The organism is Amycolatopsis sp. NPDC001319, assembly GCF_042896185.1.
Classification (GTDB): Bacteria; Actinomycetota; Actinomycetes; order Mycobacteriales; family Pseudonocardiaceae; genus Amycolatopsis.
In genome coordinates this window covers 115,434-134,447 of the sequence record NZ_JBIAWY010000009.1, presented here as the reverse complement: position 1 = coordinate 134,447, position 19,014 = coordinate 115,434, and the positions used below count along the sequence as shown (strand labels likewise).

The window sequence follows — 19,014 nt, the reverse complement described above, 5'->3', positions numbered from 1 at the left end:
ATAATCGGCACAGTAGCGCGGCCACCGACAATTCCCCGGGGAAGTTCAGCCCATGAAGGTGTCGAACAGCTCGTCGGCCGGCGATTTCGTGAGCTCGTAGAACAGCAGCGCGCCCGTCTCGCGGAAGATGTAGCGGACCTGCGTCACGCGCTCCTGCACGATGGGGCCGCTGTGCGTCGGGGCGGTCCACGCGTCCAGACCGAGGTCCGCCGCCATCGTCCGCGCGCGGTAGGAGTGCCACGGGTCGCTCACGAGCACCGCCGTGTGCCAGCCGCGCGCCTGCACCTGGTCGGCCACGGCCCGCAGGCTCCGCAGCGTGTCGCTGCCCTCGCCGACCGCCAGCGTCGCCGACGCGGGCACGCCGTGCTGCGTCAGCCACCGCGCGCCGGCCGCGGCCTCGGTGAAGTTGTCGGCCGCCTTCTTGCCCCCGGCGGTCACCACGATCTTCGCGACGCCCGCGTCGTAGAGCTGGCGCGCCTTCTCCAGCCGCGCCGTGAAGATGTCCGACGGCTTGCCGTTGTACTGCGCTGCCCCCAGCACCACGATCACGTCGGCCGGCGTGCGGTCGTTCTCGCGCGCGACCTGCCACACGCGAAACGCCGTGCCGCCGACGACGGCGAGCACCACGAGCACCGCGCCGAACGCGACGCGGCGCAGCCAGTTCGCCCACGTGGGTGGTGTCCTCATGCCCGTCATCTTTTCAGAGCCGCGCGCGATCCGGACGGAGGCACCCCGGGCGTCAGAGCCAGCCGCGTTCCTCCGCCAGCCGCACGGCCTCGGCGCGCGTGCGGGCGCCCGTCTTGCCGATCGCGGCCGAAAGGTGGTTGCGCACAGTGCCTTCCGAGAGGAACAGCGCCTTCGCGATGTCCGCGACGGTGCTGCCGTCGCGCGCGGTCGAGAGCACGTCACGCTCGCGCCCGGTGAGCGGGCTCGCCCCGGTCGCCAGCGATTCGGCCGCCAGCGCGGGATCCACCACCCGCAGTCCACTGTGGACGCGCCGGACGGCCTCCACGAGCTGCTCCGGCGGCGCGTCCTTCACCACGAACCCCGCGGCGCCCGCGGCCATCGCGCGGGCCAGGTACCCGGGCCGGCCGAAGGTGGTGCAGATGATCACACGGCACGAGGGCAGCGCGGTGTGCAGCTCGGCGGCCGCGGCGAGGCCGTCCTTGCCGGGCATCTGGACGTCGAGCAGCGCGACGTCCGGTGCCGATTCCTTCGCCGCGGCCAGCACCTCGTCGCCCGACCCGACCTGCGCCACGACCTCGATGTCGGCCTCCAGCCCGAGCACGGTGGCCAGGGCGCCCCGCACCATCGCCTGGTCGTCGGCCAGCAGAACGCGGATCACGCCAGTCCTCCCGCGGGTTCGGCGCGCACGGCCTGCACGGCCGGCGGCTCCGGTTCCGGAACCTCCGCCCGGACCACCCATCCTCCCCCGGCCCGCGGCCCGCTGCGCAGCGTCCCCCCGACGCCGCCGACGCGCTCGGTGAGCCCACGCAGCCCGTTGCCCTGCACCGCATCGGCCCCCGCGCCGTCGTCCTCCACCTCGAGCCAGTCGCGCCCGAACCGGACGCTGACGCACTTGGCCCCGGAGTGGCGCAGCACGTTGGTGACCGCTTCGCGCAGCACGTAGCCGAAGGTGCTCTGCAGCTGCGGCAGCACGTTGTCCACGGCGTAGGGCAGGTCCGCCTCGATCTCCGCCGCCCGCAGCGCCGCCCGCGCCCCCGCGAGCTCCGCGGCCAGCGACACCTCGCGGTACTCCGACACGGTCAGCCGCACGTCCGACAGCGCGCTCCGCGTCAGGCCCTCGACCTCGCGGATCTCCTCGACCGCGCGCGGGATGTCGCCGGAGCTCTCCAGCACCCGCCGCGCCAAGCCGGCTTTCACCGTGATCGTGGTGAGGCTGTGGCCCAGCAGGTCGTGCAGGTCGCGGGCCACGCGCTGGCGCTCGTTGGCGACGGCGAGGGTGGCGATCTCCTTGTTGGCCATCTCCAGCCGGCGGATGGCGCGGATGAGGTTGGCCATGAAGAACATCGCCAGCGTGATCGCGGCGACGGAGATCAGGTCGCCGCCGTCGGCGTCCATCTTGCCGCCGGCGAGCAGCACGATCGCCACGGCACCGAACGCGAGCGTGTCGAGGATCGCCGCCCAGCCGGCCGGGAAGAGGAACGCGAGCGTGGCGGTGGCGTAGAGCAGGATGTACGGGCTGACGTCGGTGAGCAGCGCCGACAGCAGGCCCAGCGCCAGCATCGCGCAGCCGAAGACGAGCTTGACCCTGGTCGGTTTTCCGAACACCGCGGGGAAGATCGCGTAGCAGGCGCCGTAGGCGTAGAACAGCACGCCCATCAGCACCCGCGCCCACACCGGGTCGGTGCTCTCGACCAGCCCGTGTGTCGCCGGGATCAGGAACGGCAGCAGGAAGAGCACCGCGAAGATCGGCCAGCCGATCTTGTTGGGCCCGCCCCGGTGCCCGACCATCGGGTCGTCCCACCACGAGGCCCGGTCGTTCAGCGCGAACCGGAACCGGGTGACCGCGATCGACCCGGGGTCGTCCTTCGTCCGCTCCACCGTCGTTCCCTCCTGACCCGGTCAGACCCGGGCGCTGTCCTTACGGTATCGCCTGATCACGAGCGCTCCGAGGACCACGGTCCAGCCCGCCAGCACCGCGAGCGCGGCCGGGAAGCTCACGAGCAGCTCGTTGGTCACGGCCGGGCGCACCAGCCCGATCAGCCAGTAGGTGGGCAGCAGCTGCGACACGTCCTGCATCCACGCCGGCATGCCCTCCAGCGGGATCCACAGGCCGCCGAGGAAACCCATGCCGAGCATCACGATCATGGAGATCGGCTGCATCGACTCGGGCGTCGCGATCTGGCCGATCAGCAGGCCCAGCAGCACGAGCGGGATGGTGCCGAGCCACAGGCCCGCGATCACGCGCAGCCAGCCGGCCCCGTCGAGGTGCACGCCCTCGGCGAAGATCGCCACGAGCGGCACCAGCAGCAGCGCGGGCAGGCCCACGAGCATGCCCGCCACGGCCTTGCCGCCGAGGTAGGACGTACCCGACAACGGGGTCAGCCGCAGCTGCCGCTGCCAGCCGCTGGCGCGTTCGAGAGCCAGGCGCGTGCCGTTGGTGGTCGCCGCGGCGAAGAGCCCGAACGCCATCATGTTGACCATCACCACGGCCACCACGGCGGCGTGGTCCGGGGCCGACTCTTTCGTGAAGACGTTGGCCTGCAACAGGAACATCACCACGGGGAACGCAACGACGAAGATGAGGAACCGCATGGAGCGGAACAGCCGCCGGATCTCGACGGCGAGGTAGGACGGGTTCATCGGGCTGCTTCTTCCTGGTTTTCGTCGCTGGTCAGGGACAGGAACGCGCCTTCGAGGCCGACGGCGCCGATCTCGATGTCGTGCACGGCCGGCACGGCGGCCATCAGCGCGCGCAGCGTGGCGTCCGACTCGCTGCTGGAGATCGCCACGCGCTCGCCCCGCAGCTCGAAGTCGGTCACCGCGGGCAGCGTCGCCACGAGCCGTTCGGTTTGTTCGGTGGCGCCCGGCAGCACGGCCCGGATGGTGCGTCCCCCGGCCAGCGCGCGCACCTGCGCGACGGACCCGTCGGCGACCACGCGCCCGGCCCGCATGAGCACCACGCGGTCGGCGAACTCCTCGGCCTCTTCGAGGTAGTGCGTCGCGAACAGGACCGTGCGGCCGCTGTCGGTGAAGGAGTACATGGACTTCCAGAACTCGCGCCGCGTCCCCACGTCCATGGCGGCCGTCGGCTCGTCCAGCACCAGCAGGTCCGGGTCCGACACCAGCGCGACGGCGAAGCGCACGCGCTGCTTCTGCCCACCGGAGAGCTTGTTGGCCCGCCGGTCGGCGATGTCCTCGATGCCCGCCCGCTGCAGCGCTTGATCGAGCGGCATCGGCGTGCGGTGCAGCTTCGCGACCATGCGCACGGTCTCGCGCACGGTCAGGTCCTCCAGCAGCGCCCCGCCCTGCAGCATCGCCCCGATCATCCCGGCGCGCACCGCGTCACCCGGCGTCTTGCCGAACACCGTGACCTCGCCCGAGTCGGGCTTGCTGAGCCCCAGGATCATGTCGACGGTGGTCGACTTGCCCGCCCCGTTCGGCCCGAGCAACGCCACCACCTCCCCCGGCGCGATCGTCAGCTCGACCCCGTCGACGGCCCTCACGGCGCCGTAGTGCTTCCTCAACCCGCCCAACCGAACGGCGGCCCCCGCCGCGACGTCCCGCGCCCCGCGCGTGGCCTGTGTGGTTTCCATGGCTTGAAGACTGCCGGGATTTCGGCGTCGGTCCGCAGGCCGAGCGTCACGACGTGACCGTGACAGGTGTCAGGGGTCCCCGGTCGTGGCCCGGCAAAGCGCAACGGCCCTCCCCCGAAACCGGGGAAGGGCCGTTGCGCGGAAAGAAATCAGCAGCCGAGCAGCCGAGGCGCCAGGTAGTCCACGACCTTGTCGATCGCGATGCGTTCCTGGGTCATGCTGTCGCGTTCGCGGACGGTGACGGCCTGGTCTTCGAGCGAGTCGAAGTCCACGGTGACGCAGTACGGGGTGCCGATCTCGTCCTGGCGGCGGTAGCGGCGGCCGATGGCCTGGGCGTCGTCGAAGTCGACGTTCCAGTGCTTGCGCAGGGTGGCGGCCAGGTCGCGGGCCTTGGGCGAAAGGTCGGCGTTGCGCGAGAGCGGCAGCACCGCGGCCTTGAACGGCGCGAGCCGCGGGTCGAGGTGCAGCACGGTGCGCTTGTCGGTGCCGCCCTTGGCGTTCGGCACCTCTTCCTCGTCGTAGGAGTCGACGAGGAAGGCCATCATCGAGCGGCCTACACCGGCCGCCGGCTCGATGACGAACGGGCGGTAGCGCTGGCCCGAGGCCTGGTCGAAGAACGACAGGTCCACGCCCGAGTGGTTCGAGTGCGTGGTGAGGTCGAAGTCGGTGCGGTTGGCGATGCCCTCGAGCTCGCCCCACTCCTGGCCCGCGTTGAAGTCGAACCGGTACTCGATGTCCACGGTGCGCTTCGCGTAGTGCGAGAGCTTTTCCTTGGGGTGCTCGAAGTGGCGCAGGTTCTCCGGCTTGATGCCGAGGTCCGTGTACCACTTGGTGCGCTCGTCGATCCAGTACTGGTGCCAGCGCTCGTCCTCGCCCGGCTCGACGAAGAACTCCATCTCCATCTGCTCGAACTCGCGCGTGCGGAAGATGAAGTTGCCCGGCGTGATCTCGTTGCGGAACGACTTGCCGACCTGGCCGATGCCGAACGGCGGCTTCTTGCGCGAAGCCGTCTGCACGTTCAGGAAGTTCACGAAGATGCCCTGCGCGGTCTCCGGGCGGAGGTAGTGCAGGCCTTCCTCGGACTCGACCGGGCCGAGGTAGGTCTTGAGCATCATGTTGAAGTCGCGCGGCGCGGTGTACCTGCCGCGCGTGCCGCAGTTGGGGCACGGCACGTCGGACAGGTCGTCCTCCGACGTCGCCTTGCCGGTGCGGGCCTCGTAGTCCTCGGCGAGCTGGTCGGCGCGGAAGCGCTTGTGGCAGTGGAGGCACTCGATCAGCGGGTCGGTGAACACGTTCACGTGGCCCGAGGCGACCCAGACCTGGCGCGGCAGGATCACCGACGAGTCGAGACCGACCACGTCTTCGCGGCCCTGCACCATGGTCTTCCACCACTGGCGCTTGATGTTGTCCTTCAGCTCCACGCCGAGAGGCCCGTAGTCCCACGCCGACCTGGTGCCGCCGTAGATCTCTCCCGACGGGAAGACGAAGCCACGGCGCTTGCACAGACTGACGACGGTTTCGATGGTGTTGGCGGGCACTCCACGCTCCGGACGCATGCGGGGACGGTTGGACTAGGAGGTTCAGCGTATCCGGCCGCCCCCGCGGTGCTTCCGGCGAGGTGAGCAGGGCTCAGGGCCGGCCCGTCAGCGACGCCGTGACGACCCGGTTGTCGTCGTAGCCCTCGGTGCCGCCGACGTAGTCGCCGCCGCACGTCACCAGCACCAGTTTGTGGGGCCCGTCCGGGGAAAACAGCTTCGCCGACTCCGCGGCGAGCCCGGACTTGTGGATCGTGCGGACCTCGTCCACGCGGTAGCTCCACTTGCCGCCCGAGGTGTCGGTGACCGTCACGGTCTGGCCCTGCTTCACCTGCCACAGCTGGTCGAACGGACCGGTGCGGCCCTTCCAGTTCACGTGCCCGGAGAACAGCGTCACGCCCTGGTCGGCACCCAGACCCGAGCCCCACCACGCGGCTTCGGCGAGGCTTTGCGGGATCACCAGCGCGCCGTCGTCACCCACGGGTTCCTGCACGAGCTTCGCCGTGCCACCGCCGGGCAGCAGCACGGTGCCCGGCGTCCGCCCCGGGTCGGCCTGCCGCTGCGCCGCGCCCGCTCCCGCCGTCGGTACCGGCACCGAGGCCGCGGTACTGGCGAGACCGGGTTCATCGTTTCGGGTGAAAATCAGGAGGGCGGCGACGAGCGCCGCCACCACCACGGCCCCGACGGCGGCCGCTGCCCACTTGGTCCTCGCGGGCCGTTCCTGTGTCCCTTGCATCGTGCTCCCTGCTTCGGTGTGTCGTGCGCAGGAAGACATGCCGCGGGACGCGGGCGGGGTTGCACCCGATCGGGCTCAGTCCGGACGCGAGACCAGGTTCGCCGTGACGATGCGGTTCTCGTCGTAGCCCTCGGTGCCGCCGACGTAGTCGCCGCCGCAGGTCACGAGCACCAGCCGGTGCGGCCCGGTCTGCGCGAACCACTGCGGCGCCTGCTCCGGGAGCTGCTCCTTGCGCACGGTCGCCGCGCCGGTCACGCGGTAGAGCCAGCGCCCGCCCGCGGAGTCGACGATGCTCACGTTGTCGCCCGTGCGCACGCGCCACAGGTCGTCGAACGGTCCCTTCGTGCCGGCCCAGTTCACGTGCCCGGACAGCACGGCCGCGCCCTGCTTCGAGCCGAGGCGCGCGCCCCACCACGCGGCGTCGCCGAGCCCGCGCGGGATCGGCAGGATCCCGTCGAGCGTCACCTCGGTGCGCACGAGCCGGGCCTCGGACCCGTCGGGCAGGCGGACGCTGCCGGGCCGTTGCACCCCGACGGCGGCGCCGTCCGCGGGCAGCTCGGCGGGCGCGCCGTCCTCGCCCGGCAGCGAGCCGGGCGGCGGTTCGGCCGCGGCGGCGGGCACGGGCGCGGGGCCCCAGGTCAGCACGACCACGCCCGCGGCCAGCGCGAGCACGGCGACGACCGCCGACACGACGGCCAGCGCGGTGCGCAGCACGGGGACCTACTCGCCGCGCGAACGCGCCGTGCGCCGGCGGCCCAGCCCGATCGCGAGCCCGCCGAACACCAGGCCGGCGACCAGCAGGCCGAGGCCCAGCGGCAGCCGGTAGTCGCTCGCCGGAGCAGCGGCCGTCGTGCCGAGGTAACCGGCCGGGACCTCGGTCGGCACCGGCGGCTGCGTCGCGGTCGCGCCGTTGCCGTTTCCGCTGCCGCCGGACACGGCCACGAAGTTCTTCGGGATCGAGCAGCTCACGCCGCCGAGCACCAGCGTGGTGTTCACGTCCTGCAGCAACGCGTTCGACGCGTCGTGCACGTGGGTGGTCACGTCGACGCGCCAGCCGGCCTGCGCCGTGACGTCGCCGCCGCGCCAGCCGTCCTGCTTGATCAGCTGGTCGAACGCCGAGATCCGCGACACCACGACGTCCGACAGCGTCTTGCCGGCGTCGGCCTGCGGCACGGAGCCGGGCGCGCCCATGCGCAGGTTCTTCACGCTCAGCGAAGCCGAGCCCGCGGGCATCGAGACCTGCTTGAGCGTGTCGTCCTCGCCGCGCACCCAGAGCCGGGTGAGCGTGGTGGTGCCGGTGACCTTGTTCGGGGCCGAGCAGTCGGCGGCGCTGCGCGCGTTCTCCAGCACCAGCATCGTGTTGTCGACCGGGCGGGCCTTGCTGCGGGCGTTGTCACGCAGGGCGTAGTTGGTCTCGGCGACGGCCGTCGGCACGTTCGTGGCCTGCAGGGCCGCGACGACGTTGTGGTCGCGGCTCGCGATCCCGGCCGGGTACGGGCTCGTGGCCGCGTCGCCGAACTTGCCGAGGTCGATTTCCCAGTTGCCGCCGAACGTCGAGCGCTCGCCGTCGTTCTTCGGCACGGCCACGCGGTCGGCCGAGAGCTTCGACTGGCCGGGGGTGAGCGGTGAACGCTGCGTCTCGGTGATCAGCGAGCCGCCGTGCTGCGGGTCGGAGCCCAGCCGCACCGACGCCACGTTGGCGAACGACACGGGACCGGTCTTCTCGTCGACGGCCTTCACGGTCTGCGTCGTCTGCGCGGCGGCCACCGGAGCGAGTGCGGGCAACGCCGCCACCGCCAGAATTGCCGCCTTCGTCACGAAACGAGTCATTGTCTCCCCACTGCCTCCGCCTCGATCCGGGCGGATCGTCAGCGTACGAGAAGCGACGAAACGCCCCCGCGTCAACCTTGCACCGTCGGCCACCGGTTGCGAAGCTGAAGTGCCGATTCCTGACGAACTCACCCGATCGGGTGAGACTGGTGTGGGTGACCGGTGACCGACCGGGGCCACGGAGGGGAACACTACGATGGCGATGACCGTTGTCGACAATGACATCCGACTTCGGAACCCGCCGGCTCGTCCGGCGGCTTCGCGCGCAAGGGGAGGCAACGATGGCACCGGCCAGCACGGGCGCTCTTTCGGCCGGCACCGGCACGTCCGGTGACCCGGTGACGGCGCCGGCCGGCCCGCTCGAGGCTCCGGGTTCCGCCTCGGGCCCGCTGGGTCCGTCGGGCTCCGCGCTCGCCGACGCCGGCGACCTGCTGCGCGCGCTCGCCGCCCCCGTCCGGATCGCCATCGTGCTGCAGCTGCGCGAGGCCGACCGGTGCGTCCACGAGCTGGTGGACGCCCTCGACGTCGCTCAGCCGCTGATCAGCCAGCACCTGCGCGTGCTGAAGACGGCGGGCGTCGTGCAGGGCGAACGCCGGGGCCGGGAAGTCGTGTACCGCCTGGTGGACGACCACCTGGCCCACATCGTCGTCGACGCGGTCGCCCACGTGCAGGAAGGGAAGTGACCATGACCTCGACCCCCCACCCGGCGCCCCCATCGGCCCCCACCCCGAGCCCCAGTACCAACTCCGCCCCGGTGCCCGGGCGCCGCTCGACCAAGCAGCGCACGGCGGTGGTCGACCTGCTCAACACGGTCGACGACTTCCGGTCCGCGCAGGAACTGCACGACGAGCTGCGCAAGCGCGGCGACGGCATCGGCCTGACCACCGTGTACCGCACGCTGCAGTCGCTGTCGGAGGCCGGCGAGATCGACGTGCTGCGCACCGACTCCGGCGAGGCCATCTACCGCCGCTGCTCCACGCACCACCACCATCACCTGGTGTGCCGCGTGTGCGGGCGCACGGTGGAGGTCGAGGGCCCCGCCGTGGAGCGCTGGGCCGAGAAGATCGCGTCCGAGCACGGGTTCTCCGACATCAGCCACACCGTGGAGATCACGGGCACCTGCGCCGAGCACGCGAGCTGACGCGCCCTCAGTACTCGTAGGGGTCCTTCGGCGCGGCAATCCGCTCGACGGTCGCGGGCACGAAATCCGGCGTGTACGAGTTGTTCTCGTTCGCCGTGCCGGGCACGACCTGCCCGGTGACCTTCAGCCACGTGTCGCTCGGGAACCGGTCGGCGGCGCCGCCCTTCAGGTGCACGGTCACGGGTGCGGCGTCGGCGGCGCAGCAGCTGATCACCAGGCGCGCCAGCAGCGTGGTGCTGCCCTCGTGCACGACGAACCCGGACATGCCGATGGTGCGGCCGTTCATCGTCCCGTTGGAGTCCCAGCCCGCTCGGGTGACGACCTCGTTCATCGCCAGCTCCACGACCTTGCCCGCCGGCAACGGCGGGAACGCGGCCGCCGACGTGGTCGCGGCGCTCTGCGGCACGCGCGCCGTGGTGCGCGTGACCGAGTCGGCGCCGAGTGCGGGCGGCGCCACCAGGAACACCGCGAGCACGGGCACCACCAGCAGCCAGGCCGAGCGCGCCGGGTGGGCGTGGCCGTGGCCGTCGTCGACGTGCTCGTGGCCGTCGTGGCCTTCGTGACCGACCGCCGTGGACTCGAGCGCCGCCGCCTTGGCCACGGCCCGCGCCGTCACCAGGTCACGCAGGATCGCGACCGCGCCGAGCACCAGCATCACCACGCCGCCCGCGATGATCCACGGCTGCTGCGCGGGCTTGACGTAGCGCAGGTAGTCGCCGTTCACGGCGATCTTCACCAGCGCCCCGCCGAGCAGGATCAGCAGCACGTTCTGCGTCTCGCGCCTCATCGCGCACCCCCCAGCAGCAGCGCGCCCACGACCGTGCCGCACGCCAGCGCCACCACGAACGTCACCGGCGCGAACCGCACCGCGAACGACTTCCCGAACGTGCCGGCCTGCAGCGCGAACAGCTTCACGTCGATGGCCGGGCCGACCACGAGGAACACCAGCTTCGGCAGCATCGGCACCGCCGTGAGCGAAGCGGCCACGAACGCGTCGGCCTCACTGCACAGCGCGAGCACCACGGCCAGCACCGCCATCACGATCACGCCGACCACGACCTGGTCGGCCAGCACCCCGAACCACTTCGCGGGCACGAGCACGTTGAGCGTCGCCGAGATCAGCGCGCCCAGCACGAGGAACCCGCCCGCTTCGACGAGATCCGTGCGCGCGGTCTCCGCGAAGACCTTCCAGCGCTGCCCCGGCTCGACGTCGGGCAGCCGCCGCAGCGCGCGTTCGGTGATCCACGAGAGCTTGCCCCAGCGGGCCCAGATCCAGCCCATCACCATCGACGTCGCGAGCGAACCGAGAAACCGCGCCAGCACCATCTCAGGCCGGCCCGGGAACGCGACCGCCGTGGCCACCAGCACCACCGGGTTCACCGCGGGCGCCGCCAGCAGGAACGTGAGCGCCGCGGCCGGTGCGACCCCCTGGCCGATCAGCCGCCGTGCCACCGGCACGGACGCGCACTCGCACCCCGGCAGCGCGACGCCGGCGAGCCCGGCGACCCCCACCGCCGCGCCCGCGCGCTTGGGCAGCACGCGTTCCAGCACCCGCGCCGGCACGAACGCGGCGATCGCACCGCTGATCAGCACGCCGAGCACGAGGAACGGCAGCGCCTGCACGCACACGGCCACGAACACCGTGGAGCCGGTGCGCAGCGCGGGCACGTCGAACAGGTCCTGCAGCCGGCCCTGAGCGAGGATCGCGACGAGCAGCACCGCGCACAGGATCTCGATCGAGCTGACCCGGATCCGCCGCGCGCGCCGCTTCTGCTCGGGCGCGTTGTCGACAAGGGTTTTCACGAGGCCCGATGATGCCAGCCCGGACCCGCCCGACCCCAGCGGGACACAGCGCGACGGGACCGCTCGGACCGTTTTCGGCCCGAATCCGCCGTTCGCGCGCCCGCCAACCGGACAAGCCGGGCGCGAAAACGTCAGTCCTGGCCCAGCCCCGGCAGTTCCGTCCGCAGCTGCGACGCGGTGGAGACCACGAGCATCAGCAACGTGCCCAGCGCCGACGGATCCATGCCCTCGGCCGGGAACGCGTAGCGCAGGGTCACGTCGACCCCGCTGTCGGTGTGGCCCACACCGAGCGTGCCGAACAGGCCCTGCCCCGCGCGTTCGGCCACGGCGACGGCGATCGCCGGGTTGTCCGGCAGGTCCCAGGCGACCACGCAGGTCAGGCTCAGCACCGTGAGCCCGTCGGCCAGGCGCGTGGCCTGGATGACGCACGGGACCTCGGCGTGGCGGAAGGTGATCGCACCGTCGTCGTCCACGTGCACGTCGAGGTAGCGCTCCAGGGCCTCGCGCGCGAGCGCGAGCAGCGCGGCCGTGTCGGCCGCCTCGGAGGTGCTCACGACGCTTCCCCGGCCGCGCGCTCGGCTTCCGCCTGGTCGACCGCGGCACCGAACCGGCGGTCGCGCTTGGCGAACTCGAGGCAGGCGTTCCACAGGTGCGTGCGGTCGAAGTCGGGGAAGAGCGTGTCCTGGAAGACCATCTCCGCGTACGCCGACTGCCACAGCATGAAGTTCGACGTCCGCTGCTCGCCCGAGGGCCGCAGGAACAGGTCCACGTCGGGCATGTCGGGCTGGTACAGGTACTTCGCGATGGTGCGCTCGTCGATCTTGTCGGCCTTGACCTTGCCGTCCACCACGTCCTGCGCGATCCGGCGCATCGCGTCGCCCAGCTCGGCGCGGCCGCCGTAGTTGACGCACATCGTCATGTTGAGCTTGGTGTTGTTCTTGGTCTTCTCTTCCGCGACCTGCAGTTCCTTGATCACGCTGGCCCACAGCTTCGGCCGGCGCCCCGCCCAGCGGATGCGCACGCCGATCGAGCCCAGGTAGTCGACCTGGCGGCGGATGGTGTCGCGGTTGAAGCCCATGAGGAAGCGGACCTCCTCCGGGCTGCGCTTCCAGTTCTCCGTGGAGAACGCGTAGACCGAAAGCCACTTCACCCCGAGCTCGACGGCGCCGCTGGCCACGTCGATCATCACGGCCTCGCCGCGCTTGTGGCCCTCGATGCGGGGCAGGCCCCGCTGGTTGGCCCAGCGCCCGTTGCCGTCCATCACCAGCGCCACGTGCTTCGGCACGAGATCCTTCGGGATCTCCGGCGGCCTGGCTCCCGACGGGTGCGGATCCGGTGCCCGCAGCTCGTACCCCGACGCCCGGACCTCGCGTCCCCTGCGCAGCACTTCGCGCCTCCTGGAAGAGTGAAAATTTCCTACGCGCAAGACCCTACTTGGCCGGTGTCACGGTCTCCCGGGCACGCCTTTCGACCAGCGGAAGCGAACGCAGCTGGCGTTCGAGGTGCCACTGCAGGTGGGCCGCCACCAGGCCCGACGCGTCCCGCCGGGTCACGCCGTGCGAGGCCTCCGCCACCGGCCATTCGCCGTGCAGCAGGGCCTCGAGCAGGGTGAGCACCTCGGGCGCGGGGTGCACGGAACCCGCGATGCGGCAGTCCGGGCACATCGAGCCGCCGGCGGCCACGTTGAACGCGGCGTGCGGGCCGGGCAGGCCGCAGCGGGCGCACTCGGTGATGGCGGGCGCCCAGCCGGCGTAGGCCATGGCCCTCAGGAAGAACGCGTCGAGGACGAGGGAGGCGTCGCGTTCGCCGCCCGCGAGCGCACGCAACGCACCCACGACCAGCAGGTACAGCTTGAGGACCGGCTCACCCTCTTCGGCCGAGAGCCGGTCGGCCGTCTCCGCGATCGCGCTGGCCGCGGTGTAGCGCTGGTAGTCGGCGACCAGCGGCAGCGCGAACGCGTCCACGGTCTCGACCTGGGTGATCACGTCGAGGGTGCGGCCTGTGTAGAACTGCATGTCCACGTGCCCGAAGGGCTCCAGCCGGGCCCCGAACCGCGACGAGGTGCGGCGCACGCCCTTGGCCACGGCACGGACCTTCCCGTGCCGGCGGGTCAGCAGGGTGACGATCCGGTCGGCCTCACCCAGCTTGTGCGTGCGCAGCACCACTCCGGTGTCGCGGTAGAGGTTCACCACCCCGACATCGTCCCACTTCCGGGCGATGCCGGGGCGGTGACACCCTGGTTGGGCGCGTCAGCAGCCGTAGTAGCCGGTGCAGTACGTGGTGACCGTGGTCGCCGCGACGATCCCGATGATGAGGAACGTGATCGCGAGGGCGTAGCCGATGCCGCCGATGATCGTGGCGATCAGGCACAGCGTCTTCGTGGTCTGCGACGCCTGCTGGGCCATCGCGTAGTTGCCCTGCATCTTGAAGGTGCGGACCTCGTTGGACTTCATGATCGCGAAGATCGCGAGGATCCACATCAGGAAGATGCAGCCGATCGCCCAGCCCTTGTGCTCCTTGATGGCGTTGATGTCGCCACCCGGCGGCATCCCCATGCCGGGGCCGTAACCGGGCTGCCCGAACGGCGCCTGCTGCCCGAACTGACCCTGCTGGCCGTACGGGCCCTGCTGGCCATACGGGGTCGGCATCGGGCCGGACGGCGTGCCATACGGCTGCTGGCCGTAGGGCGGCTGCGGCTGACCGTACGGATTGGTCATGACTGGTTCCCCAAACTCCTCGTGCTTCCGGCGAGCTCCCCCCGCCGCGGGTCTTGGTCCGCGCCCCTGCGCGATCGAGGCCGTGGCCCGGCGCTGTCGATCGGTGCGGCAGCTTCGCGGGTCACTGCTGGGGCGGCTGGCCGAACTCGCCCGGCTGGATCTTCTGCGTCTCCGCGGGCGGCGCGGGCGCTTCCACGGCCGGCGAACCCGGCTGCAGCATCTGCGTGCGCTCGGCTCCGTCGAACGCGCCGCTCTCGGGCTGCGCGGCGCCGCCGCCCGGCTTGAGCATCTGCGTGGGCTCGGCCTGCTCGAACGCGGTCGCGCCCGGCGACTCGGCGCCCGGCTGCGCGAACCCGCCACTCGCCGGGGCACCCGGCTGGCCGAAACCGCCCGACGACGCCTGGCCCGGCTGGCCGAAACCGCCGGCGGCCGGCTGCCCGAACCCGGGCTGCGCGCCGAACCCGCTCGGCTGCTGGCCGAACCCGGCGGGCTGCTGGGCGAACCCGCCCGGCTGCTGCCCGGCGGGCGGGAACCCGCCGCCGAAGGGCTGCTGCTGGCCGAAGCCCGGCTGCCCCGCCGGGCCCGCGGGCGCGGCGTCGGCGGGCACGACGATCGTGCCGACGATCTTGTCCGAGAACGTCTGGGACTTGGCGTCCCACAGCGGCCACAGGTAACCGAGCGAGCAGAGGAAGCCGTCGAGGACGTGCGCGAGGTCGCGCAGGAAGGCCATGCCGGCGCCGATCGGCTGCCCGGTGGCCTCGCTGACGAGCTTGATGCCGACGACGCGCTTGCCGAGCGACTGCCCCGTGTTCCCGGCCGTGATCCAGCGGTTGTAGATCTGCCAGCCGATGTTCCCGAAGATCGCGAGCCCGTAGATGATCGCCCCGGCGCTCCACGACGCGATCGAGACGAGCAGGGCGATGATGATCGCGGCGAGGAACGGCCCGAAGTCGATCAGGTAGGCGCCGGCGCGCTGGCCCCAGTTCGCGTAGGCGCCGCCGGGCGGGCCGTACGGGTTCGGCTGGCCGAACCCGCCGGGCTGCCCGAACGCGGGCGGCTGGCCGAAACCACCGGCGGGCGGCTGACCGAACCCGGGCTGTCCGAAGCCCGGCTGGCCCTGCGCGTCCGGCTGGCCGAAGCCCGGCTGCGCCTGACCCGGCTGCCCGAAACCGGGCTGTTGCCCGAAACCGCCGGGCTGCTGGGGGAACCCGCCCGAAGGCGGTTGCTGGCCGAAGCCGCCGGGTGCTCCGAACGGCTGCTGCCCTTGCGGTTGTCCGAAGGGCGGCTGGCCCTGCGGCTGCCCCATGGGCCGGCCGTAGGGATCGGTCATCGTGTTCTCCCCCTCGCTCGTCCTGACCCGCGTGCGGTGGCACGCGAGAACCGGCCGAGTCCGATGAGGACGGGCCGGTGCGCGGGAGCGTACCTGGTCCGGACGAGGTCGGCCCAGGTAGGCGCCCGCACCGGGTGGCGGCCGGAAACCCGTACGACGAACGGGAAGCGAAGACGGTTCCGGCGGCAGGGAAACTCAGACCGACAAACCGGTGAACGGCGCGAACGGCAGGTTCCGCACCACGAACCAGATCGCGAACACCACCGCCACCACGAGCGGCGTGCGGCGCCAGTGCAGCCACGACCGGACCGCCCGTCCGCGCAGACGCCCGACGGTCCACGCGACACCGCTCCACGCGAACAGCGCCACGAACACGAGCGCCACCGCGTTGTAGTGCACGGCGCCGGCGAGGTCGCCGTGCATGAGGCTGTAGGCCATCCGCATGCCGCCGCAGCCCGGGCAGTCGATGCCGAAGAGGAACTTGGTGGGGCACACCGGCAACGGCCCGCCCGGCGTCGTCGGATCGCCGAACCACACCGCCGCGCAGCACACTCCGAGGCCCGCGACCACGGCCGCCGGGCCCGCCAGCGCCCGCGCCGTGGCTCGCGCGCCCCGCGCCGGGATTCCCGTGTAGACGGTGCTCACGACGACCAGAACCCGGCGGACGTCCCCGCGATCAGGAACACGAACAGCACCACCAGCAGGTACGCCACGATGCCGATCGGAATCGCCAGCGCCGACCACATGGCCCACTTCCCCGCCTGGTCCGCGGCGTGCTGCGCTTCGGCGAAGCGGCCCTGGTACCACAGGGAGTTGACCTCGTTGGCCTTCACGATGGACACGATCCCGAGCGGCAGGCAGCAGAAGATCGTGGTGAGGATGCCCCACACGAGCCGGTTGTCCGGCGGCGGCGGGAAGTTCGGCTGTGGGCCGCCGTAGTAGTACGGGCCGCCGGGAGGCGGCGGGTACGGCCCGCCGGGTGGCGGGTACGGGCCGGTCATCGCGTCCCCCTGCTGTCGGTCGTGGGCGAGGGTACTGACGCTACCGCCCGCAGCGCGGCGTCAAAAGCCGAGGCGGCGCAGCTGCTTCGGGTCGCGCTGCCAGTCCTTGGCCACCTTGATGTGCAGGTCGAGGTACACCTTCGAGCCCAGCAGGCCCTCGATCTGCTTGCGCGCCGCGGCTCCGACCTCACGCAGGCGTTCACCCTTGTGCCCGAGGATGATGCCCTTCTGGCTGGGCCGCTCCACGTACAGGAACGCGTGCACGTCCACGAGGTCGTCGCGGCCTTCGCGCGGCAGCATCTCCTCCACCGTCACGGCGATGGAGTGCGGCAGCTCGTCACGCACGCCTTCGAGTGCCGCCTCGCGGATCAGTTCGGCCACGAGCGTCATCTCGGGCTCGTCGGTGAGCTCGCCGCCCGGGTAGAGCTGCGGGCCTTCCGGCAGCCGCGCCACGAGCAGGTCGGCCACGGTCTGCACCTGGAAACCGTCCACAGCGGACACCGGCACGAGGTCGGCGAACTCCATCACGCCCTGCAGCGCCAGCAGCTGCTCGGCCACCTGCTCGGGCTTCACCAGGTCGGTCTTGGTCACCACGCCGATCACCGGCGTGCGCCGGGCGATCTTCGTCAGCTCGGCGGCGATGAACTTGTCGCCGGGGCCGATCTTTTCGTTGGCGGGCACGCAGAACCCGACGACGTCCACTTCGGACCACGTCTCGTGCACCACGTCGTTGAGCCGCTGCCCGAGCAGCGTGCGCGGGCGGTGCAGGCCGGGCGTGTCGATGATGACCAGCTGCGCGTCCTCGCGGTGCACGATGCCGCGGATCGCGTGCCGCGTCGTCTGCGGCTTGCTGGAGGTGATGGCGACCTTCGAGCCGACGAGCGCGTTCGTGAGCGTCGACTTGCCCGCGTTGGGACGGCCGACGAAGCAGGCGAAGCCGGAGCGGTGTGCGCCGGCCATCAGCGCAGCACCTCGACGACGTCGCCCGTCGGGTCGGCCAGGATGATCGGCGCGGTCTTCGCGACGTCGCGGACCGCCTGCACCGACGCCTCCTGCACCAGCGCGTCGCCCGTCACCACGGCCGCCGCCTCGAGCCCTTCGGCGCCGCTGGACAGCGCGGCCGCGACGGCAGCCTGCACGGCCGTGAGCTTGAACGACGGCTGGTCGACGGTCACCGCGGTGTACGTCCGGCCGTCGGTGTCGCGCACGGCCGCGCCCTCCTCGGCGCCGACGCGGGCGCGTGCCGACCGGGCCAGCGTGACGAGCTTCTGGTCCTCGGCGTCGAGGTCAGGCATGTTCGACTCTCCTGTCGCGTTCTTCGGGCTGGGGCACCCGGGTGCGCCGGCGCGTGCCGGACTCGGTCACGGCGTCCGCGTCGGCCGGGTGGACGACGACCGACGTGATCCGCATGCGGCCACGGCGGTCCTTGCCCCCTTCGGCGAACAGCCGAAGGCCGGCGACCTCGGCTTCGGCCCCCGGAAGAGGGACCCTACCCAGTCGCTCCGCGAGCAGCCCGCCCACGGTCTCCACGTCGTGGTCCTCGAGGTCGATGCCGAAGAGCTCACCGAGGTCGTCGACGCTCAACCGGGACGACACGCGCACCGCGCCGCCCTCGAGCTCCTCGACGTCGGGCCGCTCGTCGGTGTCGGACTCGTCGGTGATCTCGCCGACGATCTCCTCGAGGATGTCCTCGATGGTCAGCAGGCCCGCGGTGCCGCCGTACTCGTCGACCGCGATGGCCATGTGGTTGTGCGTGCGCTGCATCTCCTTGAGCAGCTCGTCGAGCCGCTTGGAGTCGGGCACGTAGCTCGCCGGGTTCATGACCTGGTCCACGACCGTGCTCGGGCCGTCCGGGTCCATGTACGCCGGCATCAGGTCCTTGATGTTCACCACGCCGACGATGTCGTCCACGGACTCGTCGATCACCGGCACGCGCGTGAAGCCGGTGCGCAGGGCGAGCGCGAGCGCCTGGCGCACGGTCTTGGTGCGCTCGATCCACACGATCTCGGTGCGCGGCACCATCACCTCGCGCGCGATCGTGTCGCCCAGCTCGAACACCGAGTGGATCATCTCGCGCTCGGAGTCCTCGACCACGCCGCGTTCCTGCGCGAGGTCGACCAGCTCGCGCAGCTCGACTTCGGAGGTGAACGGGCCTTCGCGGAAGCCCTGGCCGGGGGTGATCGCGTTACCGATCACGATCAGCAGCCGCGAGAGCGGGCCGAGGATCGAGCCGAGGACGCGTACGGGCCCGGCGACGATCGTGCCGACGCGGTAGGGGTGCTGGCGGCCGATGGTGCGCGGCCCGACGCCGATGAGCACGTAGCTCACCACCACCATCACCACGGCGGAGACGAGCACGGCGAGCCACAGCTTGCCGAACCAGGCGAGGAACGACACGGTGACCAGGACCGTGGCCGTGAGCTCGCAGCCGAGGCGCAGCAGCAGGAGCAGGTTGATGTGGCGGCGGCGTTCGGCGACGACGGCGGCGAGCTGGCGCGCACCGGCCCGGCCGATGCGCACGAGCCCTTCGGTGCGGGCCTGCGAAACGGTGCTGACGGCCGCGTCGGCGGCCGCGAACACCCCCGCCAGCAGCACGAGCGCCACCGCGACGACCAGCTGTGCCGTGGGACTGCCCATGATC

Annotated in this window: 23 protein-coding genes; 2 read left to right on the top strand and 21 right to left on the bottom strand. The window is 71.7% G+C overall.

The annotated features are described in order from the left end of the window. Positions 1-45: 45 nt before the first annotated feature. From ACFY1H_RS31655 to ACFY1H_RS31615, 9 genes are all read right to left on the bottom strand, one after another. A complete protein-coding gene (locus ACFY1H_RS31655) occupies positions 46-696 on the bottom strand; it encodes a YdcF family protein (RefSeq protein ID WP_386952437.1) in 651 nt (216 codons plus the stop codon). 43 nt (positions 697-739) lie between these two features. Further along, on the bottom strand, positions 740-1,345 hold the full coding sequence (locus tag ACFY1H_RS31650) for a response regulator transcription factor (RefSeq protein WP_360600620.1): 606 nt from the start codon (positions 1,343-1,345) through the stop codon (positions 740-742). After that, complete coding sequence (locus ACFY1H_RS31645) at positions 1,342-2,475, bottom strand: sensor histidine kinase (RefSeq protein WP_386953050.1); 1,134 nt, start codon at positions 2,473-2,475, stop codon at positions 1,342-1,344. Before ACFY1H_RS31645 ends, ACFY1H_RS31650 begins: the two co-directional genes overlap by 4 nt. A 111-nt stretch (positions 2,476-2,586) precedes the next feature. After that, entirely contained in the window at positions 2,587-3,327 is a 741-nt protein-coding gene (locus ACFY1H_RS31640) for an ABC transporter permease (RefSeq protein WP_386952434.1), read from the bottom strand. Continuing rightward, on the bottom strand, positions 3,324-4,280 hold the full coding sequence (locus tag ACFY1H_RS31635) for an ATP-binding cassette domain-containing protein (RefSeq protein WP_386952431.1): 957 nt from the start codon (positions 4,278-4,280) through the stop codon (positions 3,324-3,326). The genes ACFY1H_RS31640 and ACFY1H_RS31635 overlap by 4 nt, the downstream gene beginning before the upstream one ends. A gap of 149 nt (positions 4,281-4,429) precedes the next feature. Continuing rightward, positions 4,430-5,818 carry a glycine--tRNA ligase gene (locus ACFY1H_RS31630; protein WP_366582793.1) on the bottom strand — a complete coding sequence of 463 codons (1,389 nt, stop codon included), beginning with the start codon at positions 5,816-5,818 and terminating at the stop codon, positions 4,430-4,432. A 91-nt stretch (positions 5,819-5,909) separates the two neighbouring features. Then, complete coding sequence (locus tag ACFY1H_RS31625; protein WP_366582600.1) at positions 5,910-6,551, bottom strand: class F sortase; 642 nt, start codon at positions 6,549-6,551, stop codon at positions 5,910-5,912. 75 nt (positions 6,552-6,626) lie between these two features. Beyond that, positions 6,627-7,265 carry a class F sortase gene (locus ACFY1H_RS31620; protein ID WP_366582599.1) on the bottom strand — a complete coding sequence of 213 codons (639 nt, stop codon included), beginning with the start codon at positions 7,263-7,265 and terminating at the stop codon, positions 6,627-6,629. Positions 7,266-7,271: 6 nt separating this feature from the next. Next, the gene (locus ACFY1H_RS31615; RefSeq protein ID WP_366582598.1) at positions 7,272-8,381 is read right to left on the bottom strand and encodes a hypothetical protein; all 1,110 of its coding nucleotides are present in this window, start codon (positions 8,379-8,381) and stop codon (positions 7,272-7,274) included. Positions 8,382-8,662: 281 nt separating this feature from the next. Between ACFY1H_RS31615 and ACFY1H_RS31610 the strand changes: the two genes are divergently transcribed. Both ACFY1H_RS31610 and ACFY1H_RS31605 read left to right on the top strand, forming a co-directional pair. Further along, positions 8,663-9,064: a metalloregulator ArsR/SmtB family transcription factor gene (locus ACFY1H_RS31610; protein WP_366582597.1), complete on the top strand. Its 402-nt coding sequence runs from the start codon at positions 8,663-8,665 to the stop codon at positions 9,062-9,064. 2 nt (positions 9,065-9,066) lie between these two features. Continuing rightward, on the top strand, positions 9,067-9,522 hold the full coding sequence (locus ACFY1H_RS31605) for a Fur family transcriptional regulator (protein ID WP_366582596.1): 456 nt from the start codon (positions 9,067-9,069) through the stop codon (positions 9,520-9,522). 7 nt (positions 9,523-9,529) lie between these two features. Here the strand turns inward: ACFY1H_RS31605 and ACFY1H_RS31600 are convergent, their stop codons facing one another. From ACFY1H_RS31600 to ACFY1H_RS31545, 12 genes are all read right to left on the bottom strand, one after another. Then, positions 9,530-10,309 (bottom strand): TIGR03943 family putative permease subunit, encoded by a 780-nt coding sequence (locus tag ACFY1H_RS31600; protein WP_386952426.1) that lies wholly within the window; start codon positions 10,307-10,309, stop codon positions 9,530-9,532. Then, positions 10,306-11,325, bottom strand: coding sequence for a permease (locus tag ACFY1H_RS31595; RefSeq protein ID WP_366582594.1), 1,020 nt, complete (start codon positions 11,323-11,325; stop codon positions 10,306-10,308). Before ACFY1H_RS31595 ends, ACFY1H_RS31600 begins: the two co-directional genes overlap by 4 nt. A gap of 131 nt (positions 11,326-11,456) precedes the next feature. Continuing rightward, a complete protein-coding gene (locus ACFY1H_RS31590) occupies positions 11,457-11,879 on the bottom strand; it encodes a YbjN domain-containing protein (RefSeq protein ID WP_285973986.1) in 423 nt (140 codons plus the stop codon). Continuing rightward, on the bottom strand, positions 11,876-12,712 hold the full coding sequence (locus ACFY1H_RS31585) for an isoprenyl transferase (protein WP_366582593.1): 837 nt from the start codon (positions 12,710-12,712) through the stop codon (positions 11,876-11,878). The genes ACFY1H_RS31590 and ACFY1H_RS31585 overlap by 4 nt, the downstream gene beginning before the upstream one ends. Positions 12,713-12,755: 43 nt before the next feature. Continuing rightward, positions 12,756-13,517: a DNA repair protein RecO gene (gene recO, locus ACFY1H_RS31580; protein WP_386952422.1), complete on the bottom strand. Its 762-nt coding sequence runs from the start codon at positions 13,515-13,517 to the stop codon at positions 12,756-12,758. Between the two features lie 57 nt (positions 13,518-13,574). Further along, positions 13,575-14,042: a CD225/dispanin family protein gene (locus ACFY1H_RS31575; RefSeq protein WP_386952419.1), complete on the bottom strand. Its 468-nt coding sequence runs from the start codon at positions 14,040-14,042 to the stop codon at positions 13,575-13,577. Between the two features lie 121 nt (positions 14,043-14,163). Then, positions 14,164-15,372, bottom strand: coding sequence for an RDD family protein (locus ACFY1H_RS31570; RefSeq protein WP_386952416.1), 1,209 nt, complete (start codon positions 15,370-15,372; stop codon positions 14,164-14,166). Between the two features lie 195 nt (positions 15,373-15,567). After that, a complete protein-coding gene (locus ACFY1H_RS31565; protein WP_366582590.1) occupies positions 15,568-16,017 on the bottom strand; it encodes a DUF2752 domain-containing protein in 450 nt (149 codons plus the stop codon). Continuing rightward, positions 16,014-16,373, bottom strand: coding sequence for a CD225/dispanin family protein (locus tag ACFY1H_RS31560; protein WP_366582589.1), 360 nt, complete (start codon positions 16,371-16,373; stop codon positions 16,014-16,016). The genes ACFY1H_RS31565 and ACFY1H_RS31560 overlap by 4 nt, the downstream gene beginning before the upstream one ends. Positions 16,374-16,433: 60 nt before the next feature. Then, a complete protein-coding gene (gene era, locus ACFY1H_RS31555) occupies positions 16,434-17,333 on the bottom strand; it encodes a GTPase Era (protein ID WP_366582588.1) in 900 nt (299 codons plus the stop codon). Next, the gene (locus tag ACFY1H_RS31550; RefSeq protein ID WP_386952412.1) at positions 17,333-17,668 is read right to left on the bottom strand and encodes a cytidine deaminase; all 336 of its coding nucleotides are present in this window, start codon (positions 17,666-17,668) and stop codon (positions 17,333-17,335) included. The genes era and ACFY1H_RS31550 overlap by 1 nt, the downstream gene beginning before the upstream one ends. After that, positions 17,661-19,010, bottom strand: a complete 1,350-nt coding sequence (locus tag ACFY1H_RS31545; protein WP_366582586.1) for a CNNM domain-containing protein — start codon at positions 19,008-19,010, stop codon at positions 17,661-17,663. Before ACFY1H_RS31545 ends, ACFY1H_RS31550 begins: the two co-directional genes overlap by 8 nt. Positions 19,011-19,014: the final 4 nt, after the last annotated feature.